Genomic DNA, 19,529 nt, shown 5'->3' with positions numbered 1-19,529 from the left:
GGTGGCCCACCATCATCGGCCAACGGCGGCGGATTGCCGTGAGCCAGCGCCGCTTTCATGTTTCAGATTTGTAACCAAGGGTAACCCTGCAACCCTTTTCACACTTTTCAATCCTGCTCCCAACCGGCAACTTCCTGCACCCGACGGGCAAGTGAGAGGGGCCGCTTTTGCATAGAGTGGCGACTCCTACACACACAAGGAAGATAACAACAATGAAACACCACTCGCTCTCCCGAACCCGTGTCGCCCTCGCCATCGGGGCCCTGCTGCTGGCAGGGTGCAACGACAACGACTCCACCCCCAAGCCCGAGCAGCCCGTCCTGGGCCACCGCACTGTCACCCTCATCGAGCAGGACGGCCTGCAATTCAAGGATCTCGATGGCAGCGGCACCCTGACCCCCTACGAGGACTGGCGCCTCGGCGCCGCCGAGCGAGCCCGGGATCTGGTGGGCAGGCTCACCCTGGCCCAGAAGGCAGGGCTGATGATGCACGGCACCCTGGTGCTGGACGGGGCGGGGCGGGTGAACCTCGCGGCCATGGACAAGATGCTGCGCGAGGACGGGGTCAACACCTTCATCACCCGCATGGCCGGTGATCCGGCGGCCATCGCCGCGGACAACAACACCCTGCAGGCCCTGCTGGAAGGGGTGGGATTCGGCATCCCCATGACGGTGAGCACGGATCCCCGCAACCACTTCACCCATGATCCCAACGCCACCAGCATCGGTGCCGGGGCCTTCTCCCAGTGGCCCGAAACCCTGGGGCTGGCCGCCATCGGCGATGCCGCCCTGGTGCAGCGCTTTGGCGACATCGCCCGTCAGGAGTACCGGGCCGTCGGCATCCACGAGGCCCTCTCGCCCCAGGCGGATCTCGCGACCGAGCCGCGCTGGGGGCGCATCAACGGCACCTTCGGGGAAGACAACCTGCTCGCCAAGTCCCTGGTCAAGGCCTACATCGAGGGCTTCCAGCAGGGGAGCGAGGGGATAGGCAAGGAGAGCGTGGTCACCGTGGTCAAGCACTTCGCCGGGGCCGGTCCCCAGAAGGACGGGCTGGATGCCCACAACCCCTGGGGCAAGGAGCAGGTCTACCCCGGCGGCCAGTTCGCCTACCACCTGGTGCCCTTCGAGGGCGCCTTCGAGGCCAGGGTGGGGGCCGTGATGCCCTATTACGCCATGCCCCTGGGCCTGACCCAGGATGGGCAGCCCGTCGAGGAGGTGGGGTTTGGCTTCAACCGCCAGATCATCACGGATCTGTTGCGGGGCCACTTCAAGTTTGACGGCGTGGTGCTGAGCGACTGGGGCATCGTCAACGACTGTGATAGCCGTTGCGAGCAGGGGCTGACCCAGGATGAGGTCAATGCCGGGGTGAGCCCCTGGACCGTGCCCTTTGGCATGTCCTGGGGCGTGGAGAAGCTCACCAAGGCCGAGCGTTATGCCAAGGCCATCGACGCCGGGGTGGATCAGTTTGGTGGCGTGGAAGATCCCGCTCCCTTGCTGGCGGCGGTGCAGAGCGGCCTGGTGACCGAGGCGGCCATCACCACCTCGGCCGAGCGGATCCTGGCCCAGAAGTTTGCCCTCGGGCTCTTCGAGAATCCCTATGTGGATGCCGAGGCCGCGGTGGCCCTGGTGGGCAAGACCGAGTTCCAGCAAGAGGCCCAGGCCGCCCAGGCGGCGTCTCACGTGTTGCTGAAGAACGAGGGGGCCCTGCTGCCGCTGAAGGCGGACGGCAAGCGGGTCTATCTGCACAATGTCAACGCCGAGGTGGCCAGGGCCAACGGCTATACGGTGGTGACGAACCTGGCCGACGCGGAGCTTGCCATCGTGCGGGTCAACGCCCCGGGCGAGCAGGATCCCCGCTTCCCGTTTGGCAGCATCCACTTCGGCCAGCTCGGCTTTGCCAGCAATGATCAGGTGGTGCAGGAGACGGCCCACGAAGGGGTCTACCGCGGCGCGGATGACTATGCCGCCATCCAGGCCATCGAGCAGGCCGGGGTGCCTCTGGTGCTCTCCGTCTATCTGGACAGGCCCGCCATCCTGACCGAGGTGGCCCCGGCGGCCCGGGTGCTGCTCGCCAACTTCGGCGCCCTGGATCAGGCCCTGTTCGATGTCATGAGCGGCACCCAGAAGGCACGCGGCAAGCTCCCCTTCGAGCTGCCCTCCAGCTGGCAGGCGGTGCTGGCCCAGTCCCCGGACGTGGCCAAGGACTCACAAAGTCCGCTCTATCCCTACGGGGCCGGTCTGGCCTATTGACGGACAGGGATGTTCTGTCTCTCATCAAGGCGCCTTCGGGCGCCTTTTTCATGGGGCGGTGGTGATGGCCACGCCTGTTGGCCAGCGCTGCTGGTGGGAGAGTATGTGGTCCAGATGAGGAGCATTTCAGAACCAGCCCGGTTGTTATACTCTGGGCACCCATGAGAGGGGCACTGGCAAATAATATCTGGACACCTGGCGGCCGGCATATCGGACAGCGTGGGCGGCAATAATAAAAATGGGCGAGGTAGCTATGCACCATCACAATAACGAAAAAATATTTGATCCAGATTTTTTGTCCAGCCTGGGGCCCGGCAAGACAATCACCATCCCGGTCACCTTTATTCAGGACCTGACCAGGGCCGCGTCCCTTCAGGATGTATTGAACGTGATGGCGAAGTGGATATTCCATCTTTTTTCTGCCGAACGGGTCAGCATCACCATCAAGGAGAATGAAGACTCCCTGACGCTCTATTCGGTGATGGGCAACAATGCCATTCCCATGGATTTTCTGGTGCCCATTCAAGGGACCATGGTGGGCCGGGTATTTTCGACCGGCATGCTGAGAATATGCGACGACCTGGCCCAGTCCGCGGATCTCGATTGCGAGATGCTCTCCCGGCACGGCATGGGCTGCTGCATGGATGCCCCCATGATTCAGGGAACGGTCAGTATCGGGACCCTGAATGTCGCCCACCACGAGAAGGGCTATTACACCGCCGACCACGCCATGGTATTGCAATGTCTGGCGAACTGGCTGGCCCTCAATATCCAGCTGCACCTTCAAATCGCCGACATGGAGCAGCAGGCCTGCACGGATTATCTGACGGAGACCGCCAATCGCCGGGCCTTCATGAATGAGGGGGAACGGCGGCTGATATTGTCCAGGCTGACGGACACCCCTTTTATCATCGCCATTCTGGATCTGGACCATTTCAAACGTCTCAATGACCGATATGGTCATGTCGCCGGGGATCATGCATTGAAGGCGGTGGCCAGCCTCGTCAAGCGCAACATGAGGCAGGAGGATATCTTCGCCCGAATCGGGGGAGAGGAATTTGCCATGATCATGACGGGGGGGGACAGCGAGCCCCCGTTTTCCGTGCTCGACCGCCTTCGCGCCCTCATCGAGGCCCAGGTGATCGAGTACGAGGGCGAGTCCATCAGGCTGACCGCGAGCATCGGGTATTCATCCTCCTCACCTGAAGACGGCGCCCTCAGCACCCTTCTCAAGCGGGCGGATGATGCCCTCTACGCCGCGAAACGGCGAGGCCGCAACCGGGTGGAATTCACTCCCGGCTAGTGCGAAGGCCCGGCGAGGGCAGGGAAGAGAGTGTCCCTGGGCGCCTTCGGGCGCCTTTTCCATTGCCCCCATCGACAATCCCGGTTTGGCGCAAGGGGTTGGCTTGGGCATAATGGCGCCCCGGCAACGGGTGCGGTGGCCAGCGCGGCAGGCACCCGGTCACAGTGCACAGGAGATGAGATGAAATTTATCGGAGCCCACGTCAGTGCGGCGGGCGGGGTGGAAAACACCATCGCCCGGGCCAAAGCCATCGGGGCCAACGCCTTCGCCCTGTTTACCAAGAATCAGCGCCAATGGCAGGCGGCGCCCCTCTCCGAGGCCAGCATTCGCGCCTTCAAGGCCGCCTGCGAGAAGGAGGGCTTTCGCCCCGAGCAGATCCTGCCCCACGACAGCTACCTCATCAACCTGGGTCATCCCGACCCCGATGCCCTCGCCAAGTCCCGGGATGCGTTCCTGGACGAGATGAAGCGCTGCGAGCAACTGGGGCTGTGCTACCTGAACTTCCACCCGGGCAGCCATCTCAAGCAGATCCCCGAGGCGGTGAGCCTCAAGCTGGTGAGCGAGTCCATCAACTGGGCGCTGGAGCGCAGTGAAGGGGTGACGGCGGTGATCGAGAATACCGCAGGTCAGGGCACCAACCTCGGCTGGTCGTTCGAGCATCTGGCCACCCTCATCGACGGGGTAGAGGACAAGAGTCGGGTCGGCGTCTGCTTTGACACCTGCCACGCCTTCGCCGCCGGTTACGATCTGCGTACCCCCGAGGGGTGCGAGGCGGTGTTTGCCGACTTCGACCGCATCGTGGGGTTCCAGTACCTCAAGGGGATGCATATCAACGGCGCCAAGTGTACCTTCGGTAGTCGGGTCGACCGTCACCACAGCCTGCGGGAGGGCAACCTCGGCGAGGCGGTGTTCCACCACATCATGAACGACGACCGATTTGACGGCATCCCGCTTATCCTCGAGACCATCGACGAGTCCATCTGGGGCGAGGAGATAAGCTGGCTGCGCAGCCTGGCCGGGAGCCCGCGCCCGGCGTGATGCCGGGGTCCACCATTGGGTAGCAAGGAGAGACGATGCACGACGAGACAAGGGCGCCCCTGCGCTTTGGCATTGCCGGGGCGGGGGCCATCGCCCGGCGTTTTTGCCGCGATGTGAACGGGCACGCCAGGGGAGCCGAGGTGGTGGCCATCGCCGCCCGGGACCAGGGACGGGCGGACGAGTTCGCCCGGGATCTGGGGCTGCCCCACGCCTATGGCAGCTATGAGGCCCTGGCCGCCAGCCCCGAGGTGGAGGCCGTCTATGTGGCGGTCATCCACCCGGAGCACGCGGGCCTGGTGAGGCAGATGTTGCTGGCGGGCAAGCACGTACTGGTGGAGAAACCGGCGGTGACCCGGGTGGCGGATTGGGACGCCCTGGTGGCGCTCGCCCACGCACGGGGCCTGCTGCTGCTCGAGGCCATGAAGGTGATGTGCTTCCCCGCCATGCGCGCCCTGTTGCAGCGCCTGTCCCTGCTGCCGCCGCCGCGCGAGCTGCGGGCGGCGTTCGGTTCGGCCCAGCCGAAGGTGGGCAAGCTGTTCGATCCGGCGCTGGATGGCGGCGCTGCCTGGGACGTGGGGGTCTATCCCCTCTGGCTCCATGCCGCCCTCTGCCATCGGCTGGGGCTGGGCTGCCCCGCCCCCGAGGTGACGCTGACGCGGGCTCCGGGGGAGGTGGATCTCGCCGCCAGCTTCACGTTCGATGAGCCGTTTCGGGCCGAACTCGGGGCCTCCATCATCGAGGATCTCGAGCGGGAAGCGTCCTTGTCCGGGGAGGGGTGGAGCCTGGTCATCGAGGGCAAGTGGTGGAATCCCCAGCACATTCGCTGGCAAGGGGGGCCTGCCCCCGTCATCTGGCCGGCGGACATCTACCTGCCGGTGGAGGGGGGCGGCATGCAGCACGAGGCGGATCACTTCGCCGATTGCCTGCGCCACCGGCTGCTGGACTCCCCCTGGGTGCCCCAGGCCGTGACCCGGCAGGTGCTCGGCTGGATTGAAGGGGGACTCGCAAGCTGAGGCCGGGGAAGGGCTGAGGGCCGGGGGGCTCATCGCTTGAACGACAAGGGCGCCAATGGCGCCCTTGTCGTATCCGAAGGGGTTCTCACGCCAGGGTCTGGGCGCGGCAGAAGGCCAGGAAGCGGCGCAGGGCGGCGGAGTGGAACTTCTGCTTGTGCCAGACGAGGGAGAGCTGGCGTGGGAAGCGGCGACTCGGGGTGAGGGCCACCAGGCGCCCCTGTGCCAGTCGGTCCGCCACCGCGAGGCGGGAGATGAAGGAGATACCGAGCCCCTTCTCCACCGCCAGCATCACCGCCTCCAGGGTATTGAGCTCTATCCCCGCCTGCCAGCGGGGCAGGTGGGGCTGGAGCTGCTGCTCGAACTGCTCGCGGCTGCCGGATTGCGCCTCGCGCAGCACCCAGGTTTCCCCGGCAAGCCGGCGCAGGGGCAGCTCGAGCTGATCCGCCAGGGGGTGACCGGGGGCGGCGATGATGAGCATCTCGTCCTCCAGCCAGGGTTCGCTCACCAGGTCCGGGTGGTGGTTCTCCCCCTCGATGAGGGCGAGATCCAGCTCGAAGTGGGCGAGGGCATGGCACAGGAGGTGGGTGTTGGCGATGGTTACCCTGGGGGCGGCCCCCAGCTCCTGGGCCCCCTCCGCCAGCAGGGCGGGCAGCAGGTAGTTGCCGATGGTCTGGCTGGCCCCGAGGTGCAGCTGGCCGCTCGGCTCGGCATCGGGGCTGAAGAGCTGCTCTATCTCCTGCATTCGGGTCAGCAGCTCCTCGGCGGCCGGTTGCAGCAGGCGCCCCTCGCTGTTGAGCTGGAGCCTCGGGTGCACCCGGTCGAACAGGGGCGTGGCGAGCTGGCGCTCCAGCTCCTGCAGCGACTGGGAGACGGCCCCCTTGCTCAGGCAGAGTTCATTGGCGGCGCCCCCCAGGTTGCCGTGGCGGGCAATGGTGGCAAACACCTTGAGTTGTTGCAGGGTGAGCTTCATATCGTTTGATTTTCCTAAACGCTAAGTTCAATTCATTTAGATATCGTAAACGATAGACCCCCTTTATCCTATGCCCATCGTCATCATCAAGAGGGTATTCGCCATGATCGCAAGAACCCGCCGCTCCCTGGCCGCCGCCCCGACCCCCATGGCCGGTCTGGCTCTGGGGATCGCCAGCCTCGGCTGGTGCTGGGAAAATGCCGGTCAGTTCGATGGCCGTCTGCAACTGCTAGGGGCCGCCATCGCCGCCGTGCTGCTCCTCGTCCTGACCTTCAAGTTTCTGATCCACCCGCGCCTGCTGTGGCAGGATCTCGCCCATCCCGTGGTGGGCAGCGTGGTGCCCACCTACGCCATGGGGACCATGGTGGTCTCCAAGGCGGTCGGCCTGCTCGCCCCGACCCTGGGGCAGGGGCTCTGGCTGTTTGCGGTCATCATCCACCTCGTCTTCCTCGCCACCTTCGTCTGGCACAGGGCCAGAGCGTTTGAAATCCATCACATGGTGCCGAGCTGGTTCGTGCCGCCGGTGGGGATCATCGTGGCTGACGTGGCCTACCCGGGCGGTCCCTTCGCATCCCTGGCCACCGGCCTGCTCTGGTTCGGCATGGCCTGTTACGGCCTGATGCTGCCGCTGATGCTCTATCGCCTCATCTTCAGCCACGAGGTGCCGGATGCCGCCAAGCCCACCATCGCCATCCTGGCCGCCCCGGCGAGCCTGTCGCTGGCCGGCTACCTCACCGTGAGCCAGGATCCCTCCCTGCTGCTGGTGGCGGTGCTGCTCGGGATCGCCGTGCTGATGACCGGCATCATCTACCTGGCCTTCATCAAGCTGCTGCGCCTGCCGTTCTCGCCGGGTTACGCCGCTTTCACCTTCCCCCTGGTGATCGGGGCCACCGCCCTGTTCAAGGTGAGTCACCTGCTGTCGCAGTGGCCACAGGCGGCCCGCTATGCCGAGCAGCTCCATCAGCTGGCCTATCTGGAGCTGGGGGTGGCCACCCTGGTGGTGGGTTACGTGGCCCTGCGTTACCTGATGTTCTTCCTGCCGGCCGTGCAGGATGACCTGCCGGGGCAGCCCGCACGCCGCTAGGCACAAGGTTTTCATCCCCCCTCGTCATCGACCCCGCCCGTGCGGGGTCTGCCGTTCGTGATGCAGTGACACAGAGAGGAATCAAATGAAGCAGATTATTTTTGTCAATCCGTGAAGTGGCTTAAATAGTTGCCCATACAGGCGACATTCAGTTGGCGTTAACTGGTAATACCTGTCACGATGCGCGCCACTTTATCTTCCCACTGTTTTGTCGTGCCCCATGTCCTCATCTGATCCCGTGTTTGACGCCCGATTCCAGCCTCGTCTGCTGCACCCCCGTTACTGGTTGAGCTGGCTCGCCCTCGGCGCCATCGGTGTGCTCGCCTTCGTGCCCCCGCGCTGGCGGGATCGCCTGGCCGATGCTCTGACGCCCCTGGTATGCGCCATCTCGAAGAAGCAGATCTACATCGCCAGGACCAACCTCGCCATCTGCTTCAAGGAGAAGAGCGAGGCCGAGCGGGAGGCCATCCTGATGACCTCCATCCGGGTCGGCCTCAAGAGCCTGCTGGGCTTTGGCGAGTTCACCTGGCGCAGCCCCGCCCACGTGATGGGGCGGATCCAGGTCAGCGGCTGGGAACATATCGAGGCGGAGCAGGCCGCTGGCCGACCGGTGATCCTGGTGGTGCCCCACAGCTGGCCCATCGACGCGGCGGGCTACTACTTCGCCCAGCGGGGCCTGCCCATGTGCACCATGATGAAGAGCGCCCGCAACCCGGTGTTCGACTGGCACATCAACGGCGCGCGGGTCCGGCACGGCTGCCGCGTCTATGAGCGCAGCGCCGGCATCAAGCCGGTGATCAAGGCGGTGAAATCCGGTCTGAGCTTCTTCTATCTGCCGGATCAGGATCACGGCCGGGAGGCGAGCCTGTTCGCCCCCTTCTTCAACCACCCCAAGGCGACGTTGCCGGCCCTGCCACGGCTGGTGAAGCTGACCGGTGCCCGGGCCCTGCCGGTGCTGGCCTGCTATGACGAGCAGGCGCACGGCTACCGGTTGGAGGTCGAGGCTCCCTACGCCGACTACCCGAGCGGGGATCTGATGGCGGATACCTGCCGCATGAACGACAGCGTGGAGCGCCAGCTCTGCCGCCACCCGGGCCAGTACATGTGGTTCCTCAAGATCTTCGACACCCGTGAGGATCAGGTGGGGCCGGATGGCCTCTACGAAGAGGGGATCCGGCGCATCCGCCGGGGCCTTGCTCCTCACCCCTGAGCCTTGCGCTCACCCGGTGCAAAAATGTGGCCCCAAGCGGGCCACTTTTTATTTCTAACTTGTCTGATCAGTGACTTGGCGCGGGGGCGCTGTGCAGGGCAGGGTAGAAAAAGTTGTCAGGATCACTAAAATGACGGTCTGTTTTGATGATTCGATGGCGACCATGTCCGCACAAGATCCGGTGTTTGATACCTCTTTTCATCCGCGCCTGCTGCACCCCCGTCTGTGGGGCAGCTGGCTGGCCGTCGCCCTGCTCTCCCTGCTGGCCTGGGTGCCGGCAAGGGCACGGGACAAGCTGGCCGACTACCTGGCCCCCCTGCTGCTGCGCGTCTCCAGGAAGCAGGCCTACATCGCCGACACCAACCTCAAGATCTGCTTCCCCCATCTCGACGAGGCGGGCCGTCAGGCCCTGCTGCTGAAATCCATCCGGGTGGGGCTCAAGACCTTCCTGGGCTTTGGCGAGCTGACCTGGCGCAGCCCCGACTTCCTCAAGGGGCGCGTCAAGGTGAGCGGCTGGGAGCACGTGGAGGCGGAGCGGGCAGCCGGTCGCCCCATGATCTTCGTGGTGCCCCACACCTGGGCGGTGGACATGATTGGCCGCTTCTTCCCCCTCCAGGGGATCAAGATGTGCACCATGATGAAAAGCCCCAAGGATGCGGTGTTCGACTGGTACATCAACCGCGAGCGCAGCAAGGGCGGGCGTATCTACGAGCGCAGCGTCGGCATCAAGCCCGCCATCAAGGCCCTGCGCAGCGGCGACAGCTTCTTCTATCTGCCGGATCAGGATCACGGCCGGGAGGCGAGCCTCTTCGTGCCCTTCTTCAACCACCCCAAGGCGACCCTGCCGGCCCTGCCCAAGCTGGTGAAGCTGACCGGTGCCCGCGCCGTGCCCATTCTGGCCTGCTACGACGAGGACGAGGGGTGCTACCGGCTGGAGATCGAGGCGCCGTTCGACCCTTATCCCACCGCGGATCTGGTGGCGGACGTCAACCAGATGAACCGCATGGTGGAGCAGCAGCTTGGCCGCTTCCCCGAGCAGTACATGTGGTTTCTCAAGATCTTCGAAACCCAGGAGCACGATCAGGGCGAAGACGGTCTCTACGAGGCGGGGATCCGCCGCATCCGCCAGGGGCTGCCACCGGAACCTTGATCGACACGGCCCCCTTGCGGGCCGTTTCTGACAGGGGTGGCAGGCCACCAGCAAACAGGTGCAAACAAGGTGCAAATAGGGTAAAAGGGCGGTCATGAAAATTCCAAATCGAATCCAACCTCTGGTTGATGACGGCCTGGTGGACGATGTCATCAGCCGGCTGATGAGCGGCAAAGAGGCCGACGTCTATGTGGTGCGCTGCGGCGACGAGATCCGCTGCGCCAAGGTCTACAAAGAGGCGTCAAAGCGCAGCTTCAAGCAGGCCGTGGTCTATCAGGAAGGGCGGCGAGTGCGCAGCAGCCGCGATGCCCGCGCCATGGAGAAGGGCTCCAAGTACGGTCGCAAGCAGCACGAAGAGGTGTGGCAGAACACCGAGGTGGATGCCCTGTTCAAGCTGGCGGCGGCCGGGGTGCGGGTGCCCAGGCCCTATGTCTGCCTCGATGGCGTGCTGCTGATGGAGCTCATCACCGACGCCGACGGCAACGTCGCTCCTCGTCTCAACGACGTGGCCCTGACCCGTGAGCAGGCCCTGGTGGATCATGGCAAGGTGATCCGCTACGTGGTGCGCATGCTCTGCGCCGGCCTCATTCACGGGGATCTCTCGGAGTTCAACGTGCTGGTGGACGAAGAGGGGCCCGTCATCATCGACCTGCCCCAGGTGGTGGATGCCGCCGCCAACAACCAGGCCAGGGCCATGCTGGAGCGGGATGTCGACAACATGCGCAACTACTACGGCATGTATGCCCCCGAGCTGCTCAAGACCCGGTATGCCCGGGAGATGTGGTCCTTGTTCGAGGATGGCAAGCTGGGCCCCGAGACCGAGCTCACCGGCCTGTTCGAAGAGAGCCGGGAGGCCATCGATCTGGATGGCGTGCTGCACGAGATAGAGAGTGCCCAGGAGGAGGCCATGGCCCGTCGGGCCAGGTTGCAGGCGGAGCAGGAAGAGGAGTCCTGACGGGCCTTCATCCCAATCAACAAGAGCGCCATGGGCGCTCTTTTGTTTTGGAACCCTGGCTCAGAGCCCGGTCAGGGGCGGCGCCTTGAGACGGGGCCCCTGGTAACCCGTCACCTCGCCAAAGCGCGGATGACCGCTCTCCCAGTCGGCGGCGGCGGTGCGAATGGCCTCCTTGTCGACGCTCACGAAGTTCCACCAGATCTGCAGCGGTCTGGGCAGGGGCTCGCCGCCGATGAGCAGCAGCCGGGCGCCCGGGCGCAGGGTCAGCACCACCTCCCGGTTGCCGGGGGGCAGATAGAGCAACTGCTCCGGGGCCAGGGCCTCCCCTGCGACGATGGTCTCCCCCGCGAGGGGAAAGAGGCCGTGCTCGAAGGCGGGATCCAGGGGGAGGGTGATCTCGCCTCCCTCGGGGGCGTGCAGATCCAGCCCCAGAATGGGGGAGAAGTGCAGGGTGGGGGCGCGCCGGCTGCCGTGCTCGCCGATGAGCAGGGTGAGGGTGATCTCCCCTTGCTGCCAGCGGGGGAGCGTCGGGTAGTGATCGAAGCGTGGCGGGGTATGCTGATCCGCCTCGGGCAGGGCTATCCAGAGCTGGGCGGCGTGCAGATCGGGCTGGTTCGGGACCGACTCCTCCGTGTGGGCGATGCCCCGTCCTGCGGTCATCAGGTTCACCTGGCCCGGACGGATCACCTGCTTGCTGCCCAGGCTGTCCCGGTGGAGGATCTCCCCCTCCAGCATCCAGGTGAAGGTCTGCAGGGCGATGTGGGGGTGGGGCCCCACATCCATGCCGGGGGCGCCGGGGGCAAAGCGGGTCGGGCCGATATGATCGAGAAAACACCAGGGCCCGATGGTGCGCCGCTCCTTGACCGGGATGGCGCGAGCCACCGGGATGCCGCCCACATCGGTGAGGCGGGAGGCAATGCGTTGCCACTGTTGTGTCATGGGGTGCTCCTTGTCGAGGAAAAGGTTGGCGCACGCGCGCGCAGGTCGCAGCGTCTGCCGGGAGTTGGACATGCCGTCTCGCCCGGTGCCGGTGGGTGATGCCGAGGTTACTATGCCCCAATCCGGCGCCGGATGGCAAAGACGGGGCACAGCGCCTGCCCTGAGGGCCTAGCCCGGCAATTGCAGCCGGGTACTGTATGAACGTACAATAGTCCCATCCCACTCTTGAGCCCGACCACCTGCATGACCGACATCCAGCCCCTCCCTCCCGTGACCCCGCCGCTCGACGGCTTCATCCTGACCCGCCATGGTCGGGATGTGCAGGGGCGTACCGAGATCGTGATGTGGCTCTGGAGCGCACAGGGACCGGTACGGGTGGTGGTGCCGGGGCAGGAGCCGGTCTTCTTCCTGCCGGAACGCCACCTGGAGGAGGCGGCAGAGCTCTTCAAGGGGGCCGGGGTGAGGGGGCGTTTTCGCCGCCTCCCCATGCACACCTTCGAGGGGAGCCGGGTGGTGGGCTGCTACTTTGCCACCCTGAGCGCCTTTCACCGCGCCATCGAGCTGCTGCTCATCCGCGGATTGGAGCACTTCGAGGCGGATATCCGCCTGCCCGAGCGCTTTCTCATGGAGCGCTTCATCACCGCCGGGATGCGCTTTGACGGCAAGGCGAGGCGCAAGGGGGGCAGGCAGGGTTACTGGGAGGTAAACGAGGCGCGCTGTGCGCCGCAGGCGGTGACGCCGACCCTCTCCTGGGTCTCCCTGGACGTGGAGTGCGCCATGGATGGCACTCTCTTCTCGGTGGGGCTTCATAGCGAAGAGGACGCGCGGGTCATCATGATTGGTGCCCCGGAGCCGGACTCGCAGGACTGGGAGACCCCCGTCGAGTGGGTGGCGGACGAGCCCGCCCTGCTCGCTGCCCTGGAGGGCTGGTTCAGCCTGCACGATCCCGATCTCGTCATCGGCTGGAACGTGGTGAATTTCGACTTTCGCCTGCTGCTGCGCCGCGCCGAACTCCACAAGCGGCGGCTGCGGCTCGGGCGCGGGCGGGAGCTCTGCTTCTGGCGCTCGTCCCGAAACGACCCCCAGAGCGGCAACGTCATCATCCCGGGGCGCATGGTGCTGGACGGCATCGATACCCTCAAGAGCGCCACCTGGCAGTTCCCGAACTACAGCCTGGATGCGGTGGCGAGCGAGCTGCTCGGGCGGGGCAAGGACATCGAGGACGTGGCCAACCGGGGGGAGAAGATCACCGAACTGTTCCACTCCGACAAGGAGGCGCTGGCCCGCTACAACCTGGAAGATTGCAGGCTGGTGTGGGAGATCTTCGATTTCTGCCACCTCATCCCCTTCGCCATCGAGCGCGCCTCCCTCACCGGTCTTGAGCTCGACCGGGTGGGCGGGTCGGTGGCGGCGTTCACCAACCTCTATCTGCCACGGCTGCACCGCGGTGGCTATGTGGCGCCCAACCTGCCGGCAGACGGCGGGCTTGCAAGCCCCGGCGGCTATGTGATGGACTCCAAGCCGGGGCTCTATCGCCACGTGCTGGTGCTCGACTTCAAGAGCCTCTATCCCAGCATCATCCGCACCTTCTGCATCGACCCCATGGGGCTGGTGGAGGGGCTCAAACATCCGGACAACGCCATTCAAGGCTTTCGCGGCGCCCTGTTCTCCCGAACCCGTCACTTCCTGCCGGATCTCATCGCCACCCTCTGGGCGGCGCGGGATCGGGCCAAGGCCGCCAGTAACAAGGCCCTCTCCCAGGCCATCAAGATCATCATGAACTCCTTCTACGGGGTGCTGGGGTCGGGGGGCTGCCGCTTCTACGACCCGAGGCTCGCCTCCTCCATCACCTTGCGGGGCCACGGCATCATGCAGCAGACCCGGGAGTGGATAGAGGCAGAAGGGTTCGAGGTGATCTATGGGGACACCGACTCCACCTTCGTGCACCTGGGGAGCGATATCCGTCTCGAACAGGCGGACGAGATTGGCCAGCGACTGGCGAAGATGATCAACGACAACTGGGCCGCGCTGATCAGGCGGGAGTTCGACCTGCCGAGCCATCTGGAGATCCAGTACGAGACCCACTACCGCCGTTTCCTGATGCCCACCATTCGCGGGCTGGAGAAGGGGAGCAAGAAACGCTATGCGGGACTGGTGGGCGAAGGGGAAGGGGAGCACCTGGTGTTCAAGGGGCTGGAGACGGTGCGCACCGACTGGACCCCCCTTGCCAAGGCATTCCAGACCCGGCTCTACGAAATGGTGTTCCACGACCAGGATCCCAGCAGCTATGTGCGCACCATGGTGGACGAGACCCGGGCCGGCCGTCACGACGATCTGCTCATCTACCGCAAGCGGCTGCGCCAGAAACTCGAGGAGTATCAGAAGAACGTGCCGCCCCATGTGCGGGCGGCGCGCCTGGCGGACGAGGAGAATCTGCGCCGCGGCCTGCCCCAGCGCTATCAGCACAGGGGCACCATCGCCTACCTGATGACCCTGAACGGCCCCGAGCCTTTGGAGTACCGGCGCAGCGCCGTCGACTACGAGCACTACATCGACAAGCAGCTCAGGCCCATCGCCGACGCCATCCTTCCCTTTGTGGGGGAGTCGTTCGAGCGGATCTGCGGCCAGCAGCTCGATCTCTTCTGACAACGCGAGGTAAACGCGGTGGCCATGGCACGACAATGGCGGCCCGCGGGCCAGAGGGGACAGGAGGCAGATGACGGGGGAGAGCGGATGTCAGAGCCGACCAATGCAAAAAGCCCGCTATCAAGCGGGCTTTTCAAATCTGGTGCGTCCTAGTGGATTCGAACCACCGACCCCCACCATGTCAAGGTGATGCTCTAACCAGCTGAGCTAAGGACGCAGGGTGCGCAAGGCGACTTTGTGTGTCATTGCAGGGGAGTGGTGGGTTTAATTGGATTCGAACCAACGACCCCTACCATGTCAAGGTAGTGCTCTAACCAACTGAGCTATAAACCCACATCTGTGTTCAACCGGATTCGAACCAACGACATTGCCTACGCCATGTCAAAGTACTGTTCTAACCGACTGAGCTATAAACCCACATCAAATTCATATCTGCAATTTATTCAAACTGTTATGGTGCGTCCTAGTGGATTCGAACCACCGACCCCCACCATGTCAAGGTGATGCTCTAACCAGCTGAGCTAAGGACGCATAACAGGGTTTCGTGATGGTGCGTCCTAGTGGATTCGAACCACCGACCCCCACCATGTCAAGGTGGTGCTCTAACCAGCTGAGCTAAGGACGCATCACGAAAAGTGGTGGGTTTAATTGGATTCGAACCAACGACCCCTACCATGTCAAGGTAGTGCTCTAACCAACTGAGCTATAAACCCACTTCATAAACCGGGCTGAAAACCCGTTTTATCCCGCCAGCACTGCTGGCGTGGTCGGCATACTACCCATGGCCCCCAAGGCTGTCAACAAGGGACATGCACAAAGGAGACTGTTTGCCCAGTTCTTGTGCAGCCTGTTGATTTTACAGGCGAGCCGCCCCAAAAGTGCGGCTCCCCGTGCCCCTGGCCGCGCCCTATTGCGCCCGGGAGAGGGCGGTGCAGGCCGCGGGGCTGGCGAAGCGGCCGTAGATGACGCGCAGCCGTGCGCCCAGCATCAGGGCGGCGGAGGTGAGACCGACGATGAAGCCTATCCAGAAGCCCTGAGGGCCCATGCGCGGTACCACCCAGTCGGTCAGCCCCAGGATCATGCCGGTGGGCAGACCCAGCCCCCAATAGGCGACGATGGTGACGTAGAAGATGGCCTGGGTGTCCTTGTAACCGCGCAGGGCCGCCGCGGCCACCACCTGTACCGAATCGGAGATCTGGTAGATGGCGGCGAAGAAGAGCAGGGTGGCGGCGAGGCCGATCACCTGCAGGTCGTCGGTGTAGATCCCCGCGATGGGGTCGCGCAGCAGCACGGTGAGGGCGGCGGTCGCGGCGGCGACTCCCATGCCCAGCATCAGGCCGGTGCGGGCGGCGACCCTGGCCTGATCCGGTTGACCTTCCCCTATGTTGTGACCGACCCGGATGGTCACGCCGACACCGATGGAGAGGGGCAGCATGAAGACCAGGCTGGAGAAGTTGAGCGCAATCTGGTGACTCGCCACCGTCTCCGCACCGAAGGGGGCCAGCATCAGGGCCACCACGGTAAACAGGGTCACCTCGCAGAAGATGGCCATGGCGATGGGAAACCCCAGGCGAAACAGGCGCCAGATCCGGCTGCCGTTGGGGCGTGCCAGCTGGGCGAACAGGTTGATGCGCTTGAAGTGGGCAGAGCACTTCACATAGACGATCATCGCCAGCAGCATGGCCCAGAGCACGATGGCAGTGGCCACGCCGCAGCCGACGCCGCCGAGTTTCGGCATGCCGAAGTGGCCGTGAATGAAGATGTAGTTGGCGGGGATGTTGACCGCGAGCCCCACGAACCCGATCACCATGGTCGGCATGGTGTGGGAGAGCCCCTCACTGAAGTTGCGCAGCACCTGGAACATCACGAAGGCGGGCAGGCCCCACAGGATGGCGTGCAGGTAGCCGGCAGTCTTGGCCGCCATGACGGGATCCACGTCCATGAACTGCAGTGCCAGGGGGCTGAAGTAGAGTGCCACCATGGCGATGGGCGTGACGATGAGGGCGAGCCAGAAGCCCTGGTGCACGGCGGGGCGTACCTCGTCCTGCTTGCGGGCGCCGTTGAGCTGGGAAACGATGGGGGTGAGGGCCATGATGATGCCCTGCACCAGCAAGATGATCGGCAACCAGAAGCTGGACGCCACCGACACGGCGGCAAGATCCACGGCGCTCACCTGTCCCGCCATCACGGTATCGACGAAGTTCATGGCGATCTGGGCCACCTGGGCGACCAGAATGGGGCTGGCTAGACGAACGAGCTGCTTCGCCTCGGACCAATAACGTTGCACTGACACCTCCGAGTGGATCAGATAAAAGAGAAAGAGCGGACAAGAGAGATGGGCTTTTGCCTCCTCGTCCTGAGGAGACAAAATGCGGGGGTGTCATTCTAGCCTGAAAAACCGCCAACGGGGAAGGTCGGCGGCAGATTTGTAGCCGGGATCAGGCGTCTTCGTGATCGCTGATCAGCAGGTTGGCCGCGGCATAGGCCGCCTGCTCGCGCAGATCCGCTGGTACCCGCTCGTCGGAGGCCACGGCGTTGAGCGCCCGTATGCTGGCGGCGATGGCCTGGGGCACATAACCCTGCTCACCGGAGCCAATCTGGTTGTAGGCGATGCGAATGGCTTCACAGCATTGATATACCTGCATTTTTGTTTCCTCGTTCAGTCTGGATTGATTGGGGTCACTATAGCGATCGCGCCTCTCCTTGTCAGCCGGCACCCTTGTCTTGCAAGGTGGCCGGGGGTAACCTGCCGACAATTTTCACAGCCTGGAGAGACTCATGTTCACCGGCATCGTACAAGGGACCGCCGAACTGGTGGCCATCGATTCACTGCCCAATTTTCGCACCCACGTGATCCGCATGCCGAGCCCGGCCTGGGGCGAGGGGCTGGCCCTGGGGGCCTCGGTGGCCCACAACGGCTGCTGCCTGACCGTCACCCGGGTGGAGGGGGATCTGGTCAGCTTCGATCTGATGCAGGAGACTCTGCGCCTCACCAACCTTGGGCAACTGGTGGTGGGTGACAAGGTCAACGTGGAGCGGGCCGCCCGCTTTGGGGACGAGATTGGCGGTCACGCCATGTCCGGCCACATCATGGGGACGGCCGAGGTGACCTCGGTCATCGACACCCCCAACAACCGCCAGGTGTGGTATCGCCTCGCTCCTGCGCTCATGAAGTACGTGCTGACCAAGGGCTACATCGGCATCGACGGCATCAGCCTCACCGTGGGCGAGGTGCGCGCCAGGGAATTCTGCGTCAACCTGATCCCCGAGACCCTGGCCCGCACCAACCTGGGCTGGGTCAAGGCCGGCTGGCAGACCAACATCGAGATTGACCCCCAGACCCAGGCCATCGTTGACACCGTGGAGCGGGTGCTGGCGGCGCGCCAGTGACCACCTGAGCGCTGCCCCCAGGGTACGAAGAGGAGGGCGGCATCACGGGAAAGGCGCCCTCTTGTGGAAGAGGCGCCGCCCCAGAGCCTTGGAGACTTCCCTATGTTTGTCGTGACATTGACTTATGTGAAACCGCTGGCGGAGATCGATGCCCTGATCCCGGCCCACATTGCGTGGCTGGAGCGGCACTATGCCGCAGGCCATTTTCTGGCATCCGGGCGTCGGGTACCCCGAGTCGGGGGCGTCATACTGGCGCAGGGCGTGAGCCGAGACGCCCTGGAGGCGATGCTGGCAGAGGATCCCTTCAAGCAGGCAGAGGTGGCCGATTATCAGGTAGTGGAGTTTGTTCCGACCATGACGTCGGCGAAGGCGGCGTGCTTGAGGGAGGCGTGATCCAGCCTGACGATGGCACCAGAACAAACGGGACCCACAGGGTCCCGTTTGTTTTTGTCTGTGTCTGGACAGGGGGATTCAGAACAGCTGCTCGTCGTCGGCATCCACGAAGAGTTGCAGGCAGTCGCGAGCTTCATCCCGGTGCAGCCGCAGGTGGATGGGGTGGCAGCAGGCCATGCAATCTTCGTAGAACTCCTGATCCCCCTGGCTGGCATCCAGCTCGACCCGGGTGTGGTGGCCGCAGTGGGGGCAGACGATACGCTTGCTGGTGTATTCGATCATGGTGACCTCCTCGGGCCCGTGGGCCGTCTCTGTGCTCCTGCTGATTCTAGTCGCCACAAGGCGGCGCAACCGCGAGCAAGCGCACGTTTATGAGCGGGCTCAAGGGAGGCAGGAGGTCAGTCCGCCAGGGTGCTGCCTACTTGACCCAGCCGGCCAGCATCTCTGCGTTCAGCTCGGCAAGAGAGCGCAGCTCGTGGTTGGCGATGGCCAGACGGGGATCGCCGACCAGCGCCGGGTCCGGCACGATCAGCGCCGTCATGGAGGCTGCCTTGGCTGCCAGCAGGCCGGTGAAGCTGTCCTCGATGGCGAGACAGTGCACAGGCTCGACGCCGAGCTTCTCGGCGGCGTGGATATAGACATCCGGGTGGGGTTTGCCAAAGCGCTCCACCTCGGCGGAGTGGACCGCCATGAAACGGTCCTGGATGCCGAGTTTGCCGAGCACCGCCTCGACCATGGCAAACGGGGAGGAGGTGGCGAGCCCGATCTTGAGCCCTTGCGCCTCGATGAGGTCGAGCGCTTCCAGCACCCCGGCCTTGGGTTGTCCCTCTTGCAGGATGAGCGCGATCACCTGATCCAGAATGCGCTGTACCACCTCTTCCTGGCTGGGGCTGCTCCAGGGGCGGATCCGGTACCAGTGGGCCACCAGCTGATCGATGCGCACCCCTATGGTGGAGTTGCAGTCCTCCTCGGTGTGGAAGTGGCCCAGTTCGGCGAAGACGGCCATCTGTGCCCGTTGCCAGAAGGGTTCCGAGTCGATCAGAACACCATCCATATCGAAGATCACGGCAGTTAACATCTTGTACTCCTGACATAGGTGAAGGGGGGATTATAAGCCCGGTGCTCCAATGGGAAAGGGGCAGTCACCTGCCCCTTGCGCCGGATCACGCAGATAAACGTTTGTTTTTGC

General features: G+C 64.3%; 17 protein-coding genes and 5 tRNA genes. 11 read left to right on the top strand and 11 right to left on the bottom strand.

Going from position 1 to position 19,529, the window contains the following annotated elements:
- Window positions 1-212 precede the first annotated feature (212 nt).
- From I6L48_RS14860 to I6L48_RS14845, 4 genes are all read left to right on the top strand, one after another.
- Entirely contained in the window at window positions 213-2,249 is a 2,037-nt protein-coding gene (locus I6L48_RS14860; RefSeq protein ID WP_216987390.1) for a glycoside hydrolase family 3 protein, read from the top strand.
- 391 nt (window positions 2,250-2,640) lie between these two features.
- Complete coding sequence (locus I6L48_RS14855; RefSeq protein ID WP_216987389.1) at window positions 2,641-3,552, top strand: sensor domain-containing diguanylate cyclase; 912 nt, start codon at window positions 2,641-2,643, stop codon at window positions 3,550-3,552.
- 180 nt (window positions 3,553-3,732) lie between these two features.
- Entirely contained in the window at window positions 3,733-4,590 is an 858-nt protein-coding gene (gene nfo / locus I6L48_RS14850) for a deoxyribonuclease IV (RefSeq protein WP_042880583.1), read from the top strand.
- Between the two features lie 35 nt (window positions 4,591-4,625).
- Entirely contained in the window at window positions 4,626-5,603 is a 978-nt protein-coding gene (locus tag I6L48_RS14845) for a Gfo/Idh/MocA family protein (RefSeq protein WP_216987388.1), read from the top strand.
- Window positions 5,604-5,688: 85 nt separating this feature from the next.
- On the opposite strand, the gene I6L48_RS14840 is transcribed toward I6L48_RS14845, so the two are convergent.
- On the bottom strand, window positions 5,689-6,573 hold the full coding sequence (locus I6L48_RS14840; RefSeq protein ID WP_039039086.1) for a LysR substrate-binding domain-containing protein: 885 nt from the start codon (window positions 6,571-6,573) through the stop codon (window positions 5,689-5,691).
- A gap of 103 nt (window positions 6,574-6,676) precedes the next feature.
- On the opposite strand from I6L48_RS14840, the gene I6L48_RS14835 reads away from it, so the two are divergent.
- The 4 genes from I6L48_RS14835 to I6L48_RS14820 all read left to right on the top strand — a co-directional run bounded on the left by I6L48_RS14835 (window position 6,677) and on the right by I6L48_RS14820 (window position 10,972).
- Window positions 6,677-7,657, top strand: coding sequence for a TDT family transporter (locus I6L48_RS14835; RefSeq protein WP_039039171.1), 981 nt, complete (start codon window positions 6,677-6,679; stop codon window positions 7,655-7,657).
- A gap of 220 nt (window positions 7,658-7,877) precedes the next feature.
- A complete protein-coding gene (locus tag I6L48_RS14830; RefSeq protein ID WP_042863819.1) occupies window positions 7,878-8,867 on the top strand; it encodes a lipid A biosynthesis (KDO)2-(lauroyl)-lipid IVA acyltransferase in 990 nt (329 codons plus the stop codon).
- A gap of 154 nt (window positions 8,868-9,021) precedes the next feature.
- Window positions 9,022-10,017 (top strand): lauroyl-Kdo(2)-lipid IV(A) myristoyltransferase, encoded by a 996-nt coding sequence (locus tag I6L48_RS14825; RefSeq protein WP_216988082.1) that lies wholly within the window; start codon window positions 9,022-9,024, stop codon window positions 10,015-10,017.
- A gap of 94 nt (window positions 10,018-10,111) precedes the next feature.
- On the top strand, window positions 10,112-10,972 hold the full coding sequence (locus I6L48_RS14820; RefSeq protein WP_029314478.1) for a PA4780 family RIO1-like protein kinase: 861 nt from the start codon (window positions 10,112-10,114) through the stop codon (window positions 10,970-10,972).
- Window positions 10,973-11,032: 60 nt separating this feature from the next.
- On the opposite strand, the gene I6L48_RS14815 is transcribed toward I6L48_RS14820, so the two are convergent.
- Entirely contained in the window at window positions 11,033-11,911 is an 879-nt protein-coding gene (locus I6L48_RS14815; protein WP_216987387.1) for a pirin family protein, read from the bottom strand.
- Between the two features lie 243 nt (window positions 11,912-12,154).
- Here I6L48_RS14815 and I6L48_RS14810 point away from each other — a divergent pair, with 243 nt between their 5' ends.
- Entirely contained in the window at window positions 12,155-14,557 is a 2,403-nt protein-coding gene (locus tag I6L48_RS14810) for a DNA polymerase II (protein WP_216987386.1), read from the top strand.
- A 140-nt stretch (window positions 14,558-14,697) separates the two neighbouring features.
- On the opposite strand, the gene I6L48_RS14805 is transcribed toward I6L48_RS14810, so the two are convergent.
- The 7 genes from I6L48_RS14805 to I6L48_RS14775 all read right to left on the bottom strand — a co-directional run bounded on the left by I6L48_RS14805 (window position 14,698) and on the right by I6L48_RS14775 (window position 17,202).
- Window positions 14,698-14,774 (bottom strand) — tRNA-Val (locus I6L48_RS14805).
- Between the two features lie 39 nt (window positions 14,775-14,813).
- Window positions 14,814-14,890: transfer RNA gene (locus I6L48_RS14800), tRNA-Val, on the bottom strand.
- Window positions 14,891-15,011: 121 nt separating this feature from the next.
- Window positions 15,012-15,088, bottom strand: a tRNA-Val gene (locus I6L48_RS14795).
- A gap of 17 nt (window positions 15,089-15,105) precedes the next feature.
- Window positions 15,106-15,182, bottom strand: a tRNA-Val gene (locus I6L48_RS14790).
- 11 nt (window positions 15,183-15,193) lie between these two features.
- Window positions 15,194-15,270 (bottom strand) — tRNA-Val (locus I6L48_RS14785).
- Window positions 15,271-15,464: 194 nt separating this feature from the next.
- Window positions 15,465-16,844: an MATE family efflux transporter gene (locus I6L48_RS14780; RefSeq protein WP_029314480.1), complete on the bottom strand. Its 1,380-nt coding sequence runs from the start codon at window positions 16,842-16,844 to the stop codon at window positions 15,465-15,467.
- A gap of 151 nt (window positions 16,845-16,995) precedes the next feature.
- A complete protein-coding gene (locus I6L48_RS14775; RefSeq protein WP_010674629.1) occupies window positions 16,996-17,202 on the bottom strand; it encodes a YaeP family protein in 207 nt (68 codons plus the stop codon).
- Window positions 17,203-17,335: 133 nt separating this feature from the next.
- Here I6L48_RS14775 and I6L48_RS14770 point away from each other — a divergent pair, with 133 nt between their 5' ends.
- Both I6L48_RS14770 and I6L48_RS14765 read left to right on the top strand, forming a co-directional pair.
- The gene (locus tag I6L48_RS14770; protein WP_216987385.1) at window positions 17,336-17,947 is read left to right on the top strand and encodes a riboflavin synthase subunit alpha; all 612 of its coding nucleotides are present in this window, start codon (window positions 17,336-17,338) and stop codon (window positions 17,945-17,947) included.
- 102 nt (window positions 17,948-18,049) lie between these two features.
- Window positions 18,050-18,340: a YciI family protein gene (locus I6L48_RS14765; protein ID WP_113070650.1), complete on the top strand. Its 291-nt coding sequence runs from the start codon at window positions 18,050-18,052 to the stop codon at window positions 18,338-18,340.
- Between the two features lie 78 nt (window positions 18,341-18,418).
- On the opposite strand, the gene I6L48_RS14760 is transcribed toward I6L48_RS14765, so the two are convergent.
- Both I6L48_RS14760 and hxpB read right to left on the bottom strand, forming a co-directional pair.
- Window positions 18,419-18,622: a CPXCG motif-containing cysteine-rich protein gene (locus I6L48_RS14760; RefSeq protein WP_042014369.1), complete on the bottom strand. Its 204-nt coding sequence runs from the start codon at window positions 18,620-18,622 to the stop codon at window positions 18,419-18,421.
- Window positions 18,623-18,758: 136 nt separating this feature from the next.
- A complete protein-coding gene (gene hxpB / locus I6L48_RS14755) occupies window positions 18,759-19,418 on the bottom strand; it encodes a hexitol phosphatase HxpB (protein WP_010674632.1) in 660 nt (219 codons plus the stop codon).
- Window positions 19,419-19,529: the final 111 nt, after the last annotated feature.

The organism is Aeromonas sp. FDAARGOS 1418, assembly GCF_019048585.1.
Taxonomy (GTDB): Bacteria; Pseudomonadota; Gammaproteobacteria; order Enterobacterales; family Aeromonadaceae; genus Aeromonas; species Aeromonas caviae.
Note: the sequence above shows the minus strand (reverse complement) of the source record. Positions and strands in the feature narration are given on the sequence as shown.

Excerpts from the sequence above, each read along its gene's own strand:
- I6L48_RS14860 (WP_216987390.1), top strand. The coding sequence starts at position 213 with ATGAAACACCACTCGCTCTCCCGAACCCGTGTCGCCCTCGCCATCGGG.
- I6L48_RS14855 (WP_216987389.1), top strand. The coding sequence starts at position 2,641 with ATGGCGAAGTGGATATTCCATCTTTTTTCTGCCGAACGGGTCAGCATC.
- nfo (WP_042880583.1), top strand. The coding sequence starts at position 3,733 with ATGAAATTTATCGGAGCCCACGTCAGTGCGGCGGGCGGGGTGGAAAAC.
- I6L48_RS14845 (WP_216987388.1), top strand. The coding sequence starts at position 4,626 with ATGCACGACGAGACAAGGGCGCCCCTGCGCTTTGGCATTGCCGGGGCG.
- I6L48_RS14840 (WP_039039086.1), bottom strand. The coding sequence starts at position 6,573 with ATGAAGCTCACCCTGCAACAACTCAAGGTGTTTGCCACCATTGCCCGC.
- I6L48_RS14835 (WP_039039171.1), top strand. The coding sequence starts at position 6,677 with ATGATCGCAAGAACCCGCCGCTCCCTGGCCGCCGCCCCGACCCCCATG.
- I6L48_RS14830 (WP_042863819.1), top strand. The coding sequence starts at position 7,878 with ATGTCCTCATCTGATCCCGTGTTTGACGCCCGATTCCAGCCTCGTCTG.
- I6L48_RS14825 (WP_216988082.1), top strand. The coding sequence starts at position 9,022 with ATGGCGACCATGTCCGCACAAGATCCGGTGTTTGATACCTCTTTTCAT.
- I6L48_RS14820 (WP_029314478.1), top strand. The coding sequence starts at position 10,112 with ATGAAAATTCCAAATCGAATCCAACCTCTGGTTGATGACGGCCTGGTG.
- I6L48_RS14815 (WP_216987387.1), bottom strand. The coding sequence starts at position 11,911 with ATGACACAACAGTGGCAACGCATTGCCTCCCGCCTCACCGATGTGGGC.
- I6L48_RS14810 (WP_216987386.1), top strand. The coding sequence starts at position 12,155 with ATGACCGACATCCAGCCCCTCCCTCCCGTGACCCCGCCGCTCGACGGC.
- I6L48_RS14775 (WP_010674629.1), bottom strand. The coding sequence starts at position 17,202 with ATGCAGGTATATCAATGCTGTGAAGCCATTCGCATCGCCTACAACCAG.
- I6L48_RS14770 (WP_216987385.1), top strand. The coding sequence starts at position 17,336 with ATGTTCACCGGCATCGTACAAGGGACCGCCGAACTGGTGGCCATCGAT.
- I6L48_RS14765 (WP_113070650.1), top strand. The coding sequence starts at position 18,050 with ATGTTTGTCGTGACATTGACTTATGTGAAACCGCTGGCGGAGATCGAT.
- I6L48_RS14760 (WP_042014369.1), bottom strand. The coding sequence starts at position 18,622 with ATGATCGAATACACCAGCAAGCGTATCGTCTGCCCCCACTGCGGCCAC.
- hxpB (WP_010674632.1), bottom strand. The coding sequence starts at position 19,418 with ATGTTAACTGCCGTGATCTTCGATATGGATGGTGTTCTGATCGACTCG.